Here is a 12,533-nt window from a genome sequence, read left to right as displayed (position 1 = left end):
CGGCCGGACCCCACCCCTTTCGGGCATCTTCCCGTTCAGAAGAGCTTGCCCGGGTTGAGAATGCCCAGCGGGTCGAAGACGCGCTTGACGGCCCGTTGCATCTCCAGTCCCACGGGGCCGAGTTCGCGCGCCAGCCACTCCTTCTTCAGCACGCCGACGCCGTGTTCGCCGGTGATGGTGCCGCCGAGTTCCAGGCCGAGCGCCATGATCTCGTCGAAGGACTCCCTCGCCCGCCGCGACTCGTCGGGGTCGGACGCGTCGAAGCAGACCGTCGGGTGGGTGTTGCCGTCGCCGGCGTGGGCGACGACGCCGATGGTGAGCCGGTGCTTCTGGGAGATCCGTTCGACGCCGTCGATGAGCTCGCCGAGCCGGGAGCGGGGCACGCACACGTCGTCGATCATCGTCGTGCCCTTGACCGCTTCGAGGGCGACCAGGGAGGACCGCCGTGCCTGGAGCAGCAGTTCGGACTCGGCGGCGTCCTCGGCCGGCACGACCTGGGTGGCGCCGGCGGCCTCGCACAGCGCGCCGACGGCGGCGAGGTCGGCGGCCGGGTCGGTGGTGTCGAAGGCGGCGAGCAGCAGGGCCTCGGTGGACTCCGGGAGGCCCATGCGGGTCAGGTCGTTCACGGCCTTGACCGTCGTACGGTCCATCAGTTCGAGGAGTGAGGGGACGTGCCCGCCGGCCATGATGCGGCACACGGCGTCGCAGGCGGCGGCGCCGGAGGAGAACTCGGCGGCCAGCACCAGCTGTCCGGGCGGTTTCGGCCGCAGGGCGAGGACCGCGCGGACGACGATGCCGAGGGAGCCCTCGGAGCCGACGAAGAGGCGGGTCAGGTCGTACCCGGCGACGCCCTTGGCGGTGCGGCGGCCGGTGGACATCAGGCGGCCGTCGGCCAGGACGACGTCGAGGCCGAGGACGTACTCGGCCGTCACCCCGTACTTCACGCAGCACAGCCCGCCCGAGGCGGTGCCGATGTTGCCGCCGATGGTGCACGTCTCCCAGCTGGAGGGGTCCGGCGGGTAGGAGAGGCCGTGTTCGCCGACCGCGCGGGAGAGGGTGGCGTTGACGACGCCGGGTTCGACGACGGCGATCCGGTCGACCGGGTCGATCTCCAGGACGCGGTCCATCCTCGTCAGGGAGAGGACGACGCAGCCGTCGGTGGCGTTGGCGCCGCCGGACAGCCCGGTGCGGGCGCCCTGCGGGACGACGGGGACGCGCAGCTCGGTGGCGGTGCGCATGACGTGCTGGACCTGCTCGACCGTGCGCGGCAGGACCACCACCGCGGGGTTGCCGGCCGGGCAGAAGCTCGCCATGTCGGTGGCGTAGGAGGCCGTGACGTCGGGGTCGGTGAGGACGGCCTCGGGGGGCAGGCCGTCGAGCAGCCGGTCGACGAGGGGGCCGGCCGCCACCGTGTCTTCATCGCGTCGCGCTTCGATACGGCTCATGATCACAGCGTGACACCGGGGGCCATCGGTGTGAACCCCATGTACGGCAGCCGCGTCACACCGGAGTGTGATCATCGTACGGACGTGGGGTGGGCGCACAGTGTGCGCCATGACTGTGTGCGCCACGGACGACAGACCACACGAGCCCCGGCGGCGGGCCCGCCGCCGGGCGCTGCTCGCCTTGGCCACCGGGTGCGCGCTGCTGGGCGGGGGGCTGGTGCTGCTGCCCCGGTGGCAGCAGGCGCCGCCCGCACCGGACGCGGGGGCGCGGGCGCTGGTGGCGGTCACCAACGGGGTACCGGCCGCGTTGCCCGACCTGCGGACGCTGGTCGAGGAGCGCGAGCGGCGGGTGCGGAGGCATCCGGGGGACGCGGAGTCCTGGGCGGTGCTCGGGGCGGCCCGGGTCGAGCAGGGGCTGCGGCTGGCGGACCCGGCGTACTGGCCGCGGGCCGAGAAGGCGCTGCGCACCTCGCTGAAGGTGCGGGCGGAGGGGAACGCCCCGGCGCTGCGGGGACTGGCCGCGCTGGCGAACGCGCGGCGGGACTTCCCCGCGGCGCGGAAGTGGGGTGAGGCGGCGCGGAGGCTGGAGCCGGAGCGGTGGACGACGTATCCGCTGCTGCTCGAGGCGTCCGCCGGGCTCGGCGACGACGAGGAGACGGGGAGGCTGCTGGAGAAGCTGCAGGAGCTGCGCTCGGGTCCGGCCGTGATGGCGCGGGCGGCGGCCGTGTACCGGGACCGGGGCTGGCGGGAGGACGCGGCGGCGAAGCTCGCCGACGCGGTGTCGGCCGCCGGGGCGCCGGCCGAGCGGGCGGCGTACCTGGAGCGGGCCGGGCAGCTCGCCTGGGAGCGCGGCGACCGCCAGGACGCGCTGCGGCACTTCCAGGAGGCGGTGCGGATCGACCCCGACCAGCGGGCGGCGCAGGCCGGGCAGGGCAGGGCGCTGGCGGCGCTGGGGCGGATGACGGAGGCGCTGAGCGCGTACCGGACGGCGCTGGCGAAGCAGCCCCGGCCGGAGTACGCGCTGGAGCTGGGGGAGCTGTACGAGTCGCTGGGGCTGAAGCGGGCGGCGGGGGTGCAGTACGGGGTGCTGCGGGAGCGGGTGCGGGCGGCCGCGAGGCACGGGGCGGACGAGTCGTTGGTGCTGGGGCGGTTCGAGGCGGACCACGGGGACGCGGAGGCTGCCGTGCGGCGGCTCCGGGCGGAGTGGGAGCGGCAGCCGTCGACGGAGGTGGCGGACGCGTTGGGCTGGGCGCTGCACCGGGCCGGCGACGACGAGGAGGCGCTGCCCTTCGCGGTGCGGGCGACCGAGGGGACGGAGGGGGGCGGGGTGCGGAGCGCGTCGTACGTGTTCCACCGGGGGATGATCGAGCGGTCGCTGGAGCGGTACGGGGCGGCGCGGCGGCACTTGCGGGAGGCGCTGCGGATCAACCCGTGGTTCTCGCCGTTGTGGATGCCGCGGGCGAAGACGGCCCTGGCCCGCCTGGGCGAACCGTCCGTCCAGGCGGGGCCTGAGTTGTCCTGAGGCGGGGGTGGGCCACGCGGCCCGGCGTTTGCGGGGTGCCTCCCCAGAGGGGGTGCCCCCCAGGCCCTTGAGGCACTGGGGGAGGCACGACTGCCCGCGGTCGCAGGAGGGCGTTACAGGTTGCCGCGCTTGGCCTGCTCCCGCTCGATGGCCTCGAAGAGGGCCTTGAAGTTGCCCTTGCCGAAGCCCATCGAGCCGTGGCGTTCGATGAGTTCGAAGAAGACCGTCGGGCGGTCCTGGACCGGCTTGGTGAAGATCTGCAGCAGGTAGCCGTCCTCGTCGCGGTCGACGAGGATCTTCAGCTCGCGCAGCGTCTCCACCGGCACCCGCGTCTCGCCCGCCCACTCGCCGAGGGTGTCGTAGTACGAGTCGGGGGTGTCCAGGAACTGGACGCCGGACGCCCGCATCTGGCGCACCGTCTGCACGATGTCGTTGGTGTTCAGCGCGATGTGCTGGACGCCGGCGCCGCCGTAGAACTCCAGGTACTCGTCGATCTGGGACTTCTTCCTGGCGACGGCGGGCTCGTTGATCGGGAACTTGACCTTGAGCGTGCCGTCGGCGACCACCTTCGACATCAGCGCGCTGTACTCGGTGGCGATGTCGTCGCCCACGAACTCCTTCATGTTCGTGAAGCCCATGACCTTGTTGTAGAACTCCACCCACTCGTTCATCCGGCCGAGTTCGACGTTGCCGACGCAGTGGTCGATCGCCTGGAAGGTGCGCCGGGCCGGCGGCTCGACGATCGGGTCGGCGGCGACGTACCCGGGCAGGTAGGGGCCGTCGTAGCCGGAGCGCTCGACCAGCGTGTGGCGGGTCCTGCCGTAGGTGGCGATCGCGGCGAGGACGACGGTGCCGTGCTCGTCCTTGAGCTCGTACGGCTCGGTGACGGAGCGGGCGCCGTGCTCGACGGCGTAGGCGTGCGCGGCGCGCGCGTCCGGGACCTCGATGGCGAGGTCGACGACGCCGTCGCCGTGCGCGGCCACGTGGTCGGCGAGGAAGGCGCCCCACTCGGTGGACTGCTTGATCACCGAGGTGAACACGAAGCGGGCGGAGCCGCTCTCCAGGACGTAGGCGGCGGTCTCGCGGCTGCCGTTCTCCGGTCCGGAGTAGGCGACCAGCTTCATGCCGAAGGCGGTGGAGTAGTAGTGCGCCGCCTGCTTGGCGTTGCCCACGGCGAAGACGACCGCGTCCATTCCCTTGACCGGGAAGGGGTCGGCCTGCCGGGCGGTGTCGGGAGTGTGGTGTGTGGTCTGCGTCATAGGGGCAGGGTGGTGCAGCCCTGCAAGGTGCGCAATAGTTCGCCCGTTCACTGGGCAATGTGTTCATCCGTACGCCCGCGCCGTCGGGCTTTCTGTACAGGATGACCATCGGGGAGGCCGGTATGGCGATCGATCATCTGGACGGGCGGATCATCCTGCTGCTGGCGCGGGAGCCGCGGATCGGGGTGCTGGAGATGTCGCGGCGGCTCGGGGTGGCGCGCGGGACCGCACAGGCCCGCCTGGACCGGCTTCAGTCGAACGGAGTCATCCGCGGATTCGGCCCCCAGGTGGATCCGGCGGCCCTCGGCTACCCGGTCACGGCGTTCGCCACGCTGCAGATCCGGCAGGGTCAAGGAGCCGACGTACGGGCCCACTTGGCGACCGTCCCGGAGGTGCTGGAGCTGCACACCACGACCGGCACCGGGGACATGCTGTGCCGCCTCGTGGCGCGCTCCAACGCCGATCTCCAGCGGGTGATCGACCGCGTCGTCGGTTTTGATGGCATCGTCCGGGCCTCCACGGCGATCGTCATGGAGAACCCCGTTCCGCTGCGGATCATCCCGCTGGTGGAGCAGGCCGCGCTCGGCGAGTGAACCGACCTGGCCGAGCTGGGGTGAGCAGAGGTGAACTTCTGGGAGTACCTGGGGAGCCGGCACCAGCAGCTGCTCACCGACGCCTACCAGCACGCCAGCGTGGTCTTCCAGTGCATGGTGGTGGCGACCCTGCTCGGCGTGCTGATCGGGGTGGCCACCTACCGCAGCGACTGGGCGGGCGGCCTGGCCACGACCGCCACCGCCACCCTGCTGACCATTCCGGCGCTGGCCATGATCGGTCTGCTGATCCCGGTGGTGGGGCTCGGGGTGCCGCCGACGGTGATCGCGCTGACGCTGTACGGACTGCTGCCGATCGTGCGGAACGCGATCGTGGGACTGCGCGGGGTCGACCCGTCGCTGGTGGACGCGGCCAAGGGCATCGGCATGTCGCGCGCGGCGCGGCTGGCGCGGGTGGAGCTGCCGCTGGCCTGGCCGCCGATCCTGACCGGGATCCGGGTCTCCACGCAGATGCTGATGGGCATCGCCGCCATCGCCGCGTACGCCTCCGGCCCCGGCCTCGGCAACCTGATCTTCCGCGGGATCGCCTCGCTGGGCAGCAGGAACGCGCTGAACCAGGTGCTCGCGGGCACCCTCGGGATCATCGTCCTGGCCCTGCTGTTCGACGCCGCGTACGTCCTGATCGGGCGGCTGACCATTCCCAGGGGGATCCGTGCCTGATCTGCCTGATCTGCCTGATCCGTCCGGCCTGCCTGGTCCGCCCGGCCCCGAGAGGTCCGGGACGGGGTCCGGGTCGGTCGGGGCGGCCATCGAGCTGGAGGGCCTGACCAAGCGGTACCCGGGCAGTGCGCTGCCGGCCGTCGACAACGTCACCATGGACATCAGGGCGGGCGAGACGGTGATCTTCGTCGGCCCATCGGGCTGCGGGAAGTCCACCACCCTGAAGATGATCAACCGGCTGATCGAGCCGACGGGCGGCCGGATCCGCATCGGCGGCGAGGACGTCACCGACATGGACCCGGTGCGGCTGCGCCGCACGATCGGGTACGCGATCCAGGCGAGCGGGCTGTTCCCGCACATGACGGTGGCGCAGAACATCGCGCTGGTGCCGAGGATGCTGCGCTGGCCGGCGGCCCGGGTGCGGGCCCGGGTGGAGGAGATGCTGGACCTGGTCGGTCTGGACCCCGGCGAGTTCCACGGCCGCTATCCGCGCCAGCTCTCCGGCGGCCAGCAGCAGCGGGTGGGCGTGGCGCGGGCGCTGGCGGCGGACCCGCCGGTGCTGCTGATGGACGAGCCGTTCGGCGCGGTCGACCCGATCACCCGGGACCACCTCCAGGACGAGCTGATCCGGCTCCAGCGGGAGCTGCACAAGACGATCGTCTTCGTCACCCACGACTTCGACGAGGCGATCAAGATCGGCGACCGGATCGCGGTGCTGCGCGAACGCTCCCACATCGCCCAGTTCGACACCCCGGAGGCGATCCTCACCAACCCCGCCGACGACTTCGTGTCGGGCTTCGTCGGCGCCGGGGCCGCGTTGAAGCGGCTCAACCTCACCCGGGTGCGGGACGTGGGGATCACCGACTATCCGACGGTGAGCGTCGACGACCCGCTCCAGCACATCTTCAACCGGCTCCGCTCCAGCGGCTTCAACGAGATCCTGCTGCTCGACCGGCAGGGCCGCCCCTACAAGTGGCTCAGGCGCGGCGACCTGACGCTCGCCAAGGGGTCGCTGGCCCGCGCGGGCACGCTGGTGCACGACACGGTGACCCGGGACGCGACGCTACGGGACGCGCTGGAGGCGGTACTCACCGACAACACGGGGCGGGTCGCGGTCACCGGGCGGCGCGGCGCGTACGAGGGTGTCGTGGACGTGGAGACGCTGATGAACTCCGTGCACGAACTGCTGGAGGCGGACCGCCTGGAGGCGATGGACGCCCAGCACGAGCTCGAGGAGCAGCGGGCCGCGCAGACGCACGCCGAGCAGGAGGGCTTCGGCGGCTTCGGCGGGGAGGCGAAGGCGTGAGTGCCTCCGCTTCCGACTCCTCCGGCTCTTCGGGCTCCTTCGGCTCCTCCGGTCCTTCCGGGTCCTCCGGTTCCTCCGGATCGTCCGGTTCTTTCGGGTGGCGGCCCGAGGGTGAGCACGAGGTGCGGGGGCTCGCGTTCCGGGACGCGGGCGGCGGACCGCCGGACGAGGAGGAGGCCGCTCCCCCGCCCCCGGCCGCGCGACCGCCCCGGATGACCTGGCGGAAGCTGACGCTCCTGCCGGCGGTGCTGATCGCCGTGCTGCTCGCGACCTGGCTGTGGTTCGAGCAGGCGGACCTCGACGCGCTCACCCGCAACGCGCTGTCGAACGGGAAGGTGTCCAAGGCGCTGTGGCAGCACATCGAACTCACCGTGATCTCGACGTTCTTCGTGCTGGTCATCGCGATCCCGCTGGGCGTCCTGCTGACCCGCCGCAGGTTCCGCGGGGCCACCCCGGCGGCGATGGCGCTGGCCAACACGGGCCAGGCCACCCCGGCGATCGGCCTGCTGGCGCTGCTGGTGATCTGGCTGGGCATCGGCCGCAGGGCCGCCCTCATCGGCATCATCGCCTACGCCGTGCTGCCGGTGCTGTCCAACACCATCGCCGGTCTGAAGGCCAACGACCCGACGCTGCTGGAGGCGGCGCGCGGCATCGGCATGTCCCCGCTGGGCGTGCTCACGCGGGTGGAGCTGCCGCTGGCCGTCCCCCTCATCCTCGCCGGTGTGCGGACGGCGCTCGTCCTGAACGTCGGCACGGCGACGCTGGCGACCTTCGGCGGGGGTGGAGGACTGGGCGTGCTGATCACCACCGGGATCACCAGCCAGCGGATGCCGGTGCTGGTGGTGGGCTCGGTCCTCACCGTCGTCCTCGCGCTGCTGGTGGACTGGCTGGCCTCCCTGGCGGAGCTGCTGCTGCGGCCGCGGGGTCTGGAGGCGGGCCCATGAGACGGCGTACGTGTCTGCTCCTGGCCGGGGCGCTGCTGGCGGCGGCCTCGGGCTGCGGGCTGACCAGCGGCTCCCCCATGGTCGACGACGTGGAACCGGGCTCCATCGGCAGGGGGAAGCCCTTGGAGGGCGCCCACCTCACCGTCACCTCGAAGGAGTTCACCGAGCAGCTGATCCTCGGCGCGATCATGGGCATCGCCTTCCAGGCGGCGGGCGCGGAGGTCGTCGACCGGACCGGGATCCAGGGCTCGGTCGGCTCCCGGGAGGCGGTCGTCAAGGGCGAGGCGGACGCCGGGTTCGAGTACACGGGCACGGCCTGGATCACGTACCAGGGCAACAGCAGGCCGATCCCGGACCCGCGCGAGCAGTGGGAGGCGGTGCGGGACGCGGACGTCAGGAACGGGGTGACCTGGCTGGAACCCTCGGAGCTGAACAACACCTACGCCCTCGCCATGAGCCAGGCGAACTACGAGAGGTACCGCACCCGGACCCTGTCCGAGGTCGCGGAGCTGGCGAAGTCCGACCCGGGTGCGGTGACGCTGTGCGTGGAGGGCGAGTTCGCCAACCGCGCGGACGGACTGCCGGGCATGGAGAAGGCGTACGGCATGGACGTCCCGGCGCGCGACGTCACGCAGATGGACACCGGGATCATCTACACCCAGACCGCCGAGGGCGCCTGCGCGTACGGCGAGGTCTTCACCACCGACGGGCGCATCAAGTCCATGAACCTGGTGGTGCTGGAGGACGACAGGAAGTTCTTCCCCAACTACAACGCGGCACCGACGGTCAACACCGAGACGTTCGAGAAGTGGCCGGCCATCGCGGAGGTGCTCGCCCCGGTGACGGCGAGGCTCGACAACACCGTGGCGCAGGACCTCAACGCGAAGGTGGACGTCGACGGGGAGGACCCGCACCAGGTGGCGCTGGACTGGATGGTGGAGGAAGGGTTCGTCAAGGAGGGGTAGGTGCTCTGCCCGGGGAGGGCTAGCAGGCGGGGACCTTCCCGGTGCCCTTCTCCAGGGCGACCAGCGCGTCGACGGCGCCCTCGAGGGTGGTGACCGGGATGAGGCGCAGGCCCTCGGGGAGTTCCGCCCGGGCCTCGGCGCACTCGGCCTTCGGCACCAGGAAGACGGTGGCGCCGTCCCGCCTGGCCGCCTGCGTCTTCAGGGGTACGCCGCCGACCGCGCCGACGGTGCCGTCCGCGTCGATCGTGCCCGTGCCGGCGACGACCCGGCCGCCGGTGAGGTCGCCGCCGCTGCCGTCGCCGTTCAGCTTGTCGACGATGCCGAGGGAGAACAGCAGGCCGGCGCTGGGGCCGCCGACGTCGGCGAGCTTCAGGGAGACCTCGATGTCGTCGTCCTCGCGGTCCAGGTGGTTCAGGGCGGCCTGGGTGGCCTCGTCCTGGGACTCCTTCATCTGCTCGCGGTTGTACCGCTCGATCTCCTTGGTGCTGTCGCCGCTGGGGTAGACGGAGTCGCGGGGCATGACCGCCTGTTCGGTGCTGAACCAGCTGTCGATGACGTCCGGGAGGCCGACGCGGGTGTCCGGGGAGGTCGCCTCGATGGTGGTCATCCGCAGCTGTCCGCTGGTTTCGCGGACGGGTGCGCCGGTGATCGTGATGACCGGGGTGCCCTTGTTCTCGCCGAGCACGTCCGCGGTCATGCCGGGCTGCGCGACGGAGAAGGGGAGCGGCGCGAACGCGGCGGTGGCCAGCAGGGCCACGACGGGGGCGGCCAGGACGGCGAGGGCTTGGGGACGCGTGAGGCGGGAGAGCACGGAGCCAATCTAACGCGCCCCCACCACGAACATCCGTGCCACCATCACCTCCGCGACTACGGGCAACTCCGCAGCCGCGGGCAGTCGTACCGCCAGAGCGTCCGCAGCTGCGGGCAGTCGTGCCTCCCCCAGTGCCTCAAGGGCCTGGGAGGTACCCCCAGGGCGGCACGACTGCCCGCGGCCAGGCGGAGGCGCGAAACTCAGCGCAAGGCCTCCGCGACCTCGCGGGCCGCGTCCATCACCCTCGCACCGACCCGCTCCGGTACGGCCTCCGCCAGCATGACCACGCCCACACTGCCCTCGACCCCGGTCACCCCGAGCAGCGGCGCGGCCGCCCCGCACGCGCCCGCCTCCAGCTCCCCGTGCGTCAGCGTGTACCCGGGATCGTCCACCCGCTGCTGCCGTGCCGACAGGATCGCCTTCCCCGCGGCACCCCGCTCCAGCGGATGCCGGAACCCCGCCCGGTACGCCACGTGGTAGTCCGTCCACGACGGCTCCACCACGGCCACCGCCAGCGCCTCCGCCCCGTCCACCAGCGTCAGGTGCGCGGTCGCCCCGATGTCCTCCGCCAGCGACCGCAGCGCCGGCATCGCCGCCTCCCGCACCAGCGGGTGCACCTGCCGGCCCAGCCTCAGCACACCCAGCCCGACCCGGGCCCGTCCGCCCAGGTCACGGCGTACGAGAGCGTGCTGTTCCAGCGTGGCGAGCAACCGGTAGACAACAGTCCGGTTCACGCCCAGCTTGTGGGATAGCTCGGTGACGGTCAGTCCGTGGTCCGTATCGGCCAGCAGTTTGAGGACACGCAGTCCCCTGTCGAGCGTCTGAGAGGTCTCCGCGGTCACGACGCCCACTCCTTAGTGGTGAGGTCGGCGGCCCCCTCGCGGCAGATGCGTCACCGAGTCCCGTCGGTCACGCGCTTCAGAGGCCGCCGATCGGCCGGCGGCCCGGGCGTGATCCGGGCACAGTCGCTTCACGGCTGCGCTCCGCGGCGGCGCTGCCACGGGGCGTGTGCGTAGCGGGACAGTAGCGAGCCGGTTCGGTCAGCGGAAGGCTCCGTCCAGAATCCGGGCACTCTCACAGGGAAGTCGTTCCTTTTGTCCCCATACGCACACGCGGCGTCACCGCATGCGCGTGGCCCACTCCTGCACCTTCTCGATCCGCTGGCGCAGCTGTCCCGCCGTGGCCTCGGCCGAGGGCGGGCCGCCGCAGACCCGGCGCAGCTCGGTGTGGATCACGCCGTGCGGCTTGCCGCTCTGGTGGACGTACGCGCCGACGAGGTTGTTGAGCCGCTTGCGCAGCTCCATCATCTCCTTGTGGGAGACCACGGGCCGCCGCTCGGCGGGCAGTTCGAGCAGGTCGGCCTCCTCGGCCGGCTTCCTCTTGCTGTGCGCGATCTGCCGGGCCTGCCGCTTCTGCAGCAACAGCTGCACCTGGTCGGGTTCGAGGAGTCCGGGGATGCCGAGGTAGTCCTGCTCCTCCTCGCTGCCGGGGTGGGCCTGCATGCCGAACTCGGCGCCGTTGTACATCACCCGGTCGAAGACGGCGTCGGACTCCAGCGCCTCGAAGGGCAGCATGTCCTGCTCGCCGGTGTCCTCGTCCTGCTCCCGGTTCGCCTCCTCCATCTCCTTCTCGGACTCGGCGTACGGGTCCTCCTCGCCCTCCTTCTTGGGCTTGTCGAGGACGTGGTCGCGCTCGCGCTCCATCTCGTTGGCGAAGCCGAGCAGGTCCGGGATGGTCGGCAGGAACACGGACGCGGTCTCGCCGCGCCGCCGGGACCGTACGAAACGGCCGACGGCCTGGGCGAAGAACAGCGGGGTGGAGATGGTGGTGGCGTACACGCCGACCGCGAGGCGGGGGACGTCGACGCCCTCGGACACCATGCGGACGGCGACCATCCAGCGGTCGGTGCCACTGCTGAACGTGTCGATGTTCTTCGACGCGCCGGCGTCGTCGGACAGCACGAGCGTGGCCTTGCTGCCGGTGATCTCGCGGATCAGCTTGGCGTAGGCCCGCGCGGAGTCCTGGTCGGCGGCGATGACGAGGGCGCCGGCGTCCGGGATGGCCTTGCGGACCTCGGTGAGGCGCTGGTCGGCGGCGCGCAGCACGGCCGGCATCCACTCGCCGCGCGGGTCCAGCGCGGTGCGCCAGGCCTGGCTGACGGCGTCCTTGGTCATGGGCTCGCCGAGGCGCGCCTCGATCTCGTCGCCGGCCTTGGTGCGCCAGCGCATGTTGCCGCTGTACGACATGAAGATGACGGGGCGGACGACGCCGTCGGCGAGGGCGGAGCCGTAGCCGTAGGTGTAGTCGGCGGAGGACCGCCGGATGCCGTCGTCGCCCTCCTCGTACACCACGAAGGGGATGGGGTTGGTGTCGGAGCGGAACGGCGTACCGGTGAGCGCGAGCCGCCGCGTGGCCGGCTCGAACGCCTCCAGGCAGGCCTCGCCCCAGGACTTGGAGTCACCGGCGTGGTGGATCTCGTCGAGGATGACGAGGGTCTTGCGCTGCTCGACCCGGTTGCGGTGCAGCATGGGGCGCACGCCGACACCGGCGTACGTGACGGCGACGCCGTCGTACTCCTTGCCGAGCGGGCCCGCGCTGTACTCGGGGTCGAGCTTGATGCCGATCCGCGCGGCGGCCTCGGCCCACTGCTTCTTCAGGTGCTCGGTGGGCGCGACGACGGTCACCTGCTGCACCACGTGGTGGTGCAGCAGCCAGGACGCCAGCGTCAGCGCGAAGGTCGTCTTGCCGGCGCCGGGCGTGGCGACCGCCAGGAAGTCCCGGGGCTGCGTCTGGATGTACTTCTCCATCGCCCCCTGCTGCCAGGCGCGCAGCTTGCCGGCGGTGCCCCAGGGGGCACGTCCGGGAAAGGCCGGGGACAGGTGGTGCGAGGCGGTGCCGGCGGTGGTAGTCACGATCTCCGAGGGGGTGGTTCGGGCGGCGCATCTGCGCGGGACGACCGGGCCACCCTACCGATGGCCCGGAGGCGTCGACGCCGGTACGGGGCCGCGCC

Annotated in this window: 11 protein-coding genes; 6 read left to right on the top strand and 5 right to left on the bottom strand. The window is 72.0% G+C overall.

The features are described 5' to 3' along the window. Positions 1-35 precede the first annotated feature (35 nt). Positions 36-1,451: an FAD-binding oxidoreductase gene (locus ACH5AO_RS03240; RefSeq protein WP_398921248.1), complete on the bottom strand. Its 1,416-nt coding sequence runs from the start codon at positions 1,449-1,451 to the stop codon at positions 36-38. A gap of 103 nt (positions 1,452-1,554) precedes the next feature. On the opposite strand from ACH5AO_RS03240, the gene ACH5AO_RS03235 reads away from it, so the two are divergent. Further along, positions 1,555-2,967, top strand: a complete 1,413-nt coding sequence (locus ACH5AO_RS03235; RefSeq protein ID WP_398921246.1) for a tetratricopeptide repeat protein — start codon at positions 1,555-1,557, stop codon at positions 2,965-2,967. Positions 2,968-3,080: 113 nt separating this feature from the next. On the opposite strand, the gene hppD is transcribed toward ACH5AO_RS03235, so the two are convergent. Then, positions 3,081-4,226, bottom strand: coding sequence for a 4-hydroxyphenylpyruvate dioxygenase (hppD, locus tag ACH5AO_RS03230; RefSeq protein ID WP_398921244.1), 1,146 nt, complete (start codon positions 4,224-4,226; stop codon positions 3,081-3,083). Positions 4,227-4,348: 122 nt separating this feature from the next. Between hppD and ACH5AO_RS03225 the strand changes: the two genes are divergently transcribed. The 5 genes from ACH5AO_RS03225 to ACH5AO_RS03205 are packed head-to-tail and all read left to right on the top strand — an operon-like array spanning position 4,349 to position 8,712. Then, positions 4,349-4,819: an Lrp/AsnC family transcriptional regulator gene (locus ACH5AO_RS03225; protein ID WP_217130758.1), complete on the top strand. Its 471-nt coding sequence runs from the start codon at positions 4,349-4,351 to the stop codon at positions 4,817-4,819. Positions 4,820-4,849: 30 nt separating this feature from the next. Continuing rightward, positions 4,850-5,497: an ABC transporter permease gene (locus ACH5AO_RS03220; protein ID WP_398921242.1), complete on the top strand. Its 648-nt coding sequence runs from the start codon at positions 4,850-4,852 to the stop codon at positions 5,495-5,497. 28 nt (positions 5,498-5,525) lie between these two features. Beyond that, positions 5,526-6,803, top strand: coding sequence for a betaine/proline/choline family ABC transporter ATP-binding protein (locus ACH5AO_RS03215; protein ID WP_398921973.1), 1,278 nt, complete (start codon positions 5,526-5,528; stop codon positions 6,801-6,803). After that, on the top strand, positions 6,800-7,747 hold the full coding sequence (locus ACH5AO_RS03210) for an ABC transporter permease (RefSeq protein ID WP_398921240.1): 948 nt from the start codon (positions 6,800-6,802) through the stop codon (positions 7,745-7,747). The genes ACH5AO_RS03215 and ACH5AO_RS03210 overlap by 4 nt, the downstream gene beginning before the upstream one ends. Next, complete coding sequence (locus tag ACH5AO_RS03205; RefSeq protein ID WP_398921238.1) at positions 7,744-8,712, top strand: glycine betaine ABC transporter substrate-binding protein; 969 nt, start codon at positions 7,744-7,746, stop codon at positions 8,710-8,712. Before ACH5AO_RS03210 ends, ACH5AO_RS03205 begins: the two co-directional genes overlap by 4 nt. A gap of 19 nt (positions 8,713-8,731) precedes the next feature. Here the strand turns inward: ACH5AO_RS03205 and ACH5AO_RS03200 are convergent, their stop codons facing one another. The 3 genes from ACH5AO_RS03200 to ACH5AO_RS03190 form a co-directional block, all read right to left on the bottom strand. Next, positions 8,732-9,523 (bottom strand): S16 family serine protease, encoded by a 792-nt coding sequence (locus ACH5AO_RS03200; RefSeq protein ID WP_398921236.1) that lies wholly within the window; start codon positions 9,521-9,523, stop codon positions 8,732-8,734. Positions 9,524-9,723: 200 nt separating this feature from the next. Next, positions 9,724-10,365: an IclR family transcriptional regulator gene (locus tag ACH5AO_RS03195; protein ID WP_398921234.1), complete on the bottom strand. Its 642-nt coding sequence runs from the start codon at positions 10,363-10,365 to the stop codon at positions 9,724-9,726. Between the two features lie 276 nt (positions 10,366-10,641). Next, the gene (locus tag ACH5AO_RS03190; RefSeq protein WP_398921231.1) at positions 10,642-12,435 is read right to left on the bottom strand and encodes a DEAD/DEAH box helicase; all 1,794 of its coding nucleotides are present in this window, start codon (positions 12,433-12,435) and stop codon (positions 10,642-10,644) included. Positions 12,436-12,533 lie beyond the last annotated feature (98 nt).

This window comes from Streptomyces sp. NPDC018964 (assembly GCF_044390325.1).
Lineage (GTDB): Bacteria > Actinomycetota > Actinomycetes > Streptomycetales > Streptomycetaceae > Streptomyces.
The sequence above is the reverse complement of the archived record's forward strand: the minus strand, read 5'-3'. Positions and strand labels throughout refer to the sequence as shown.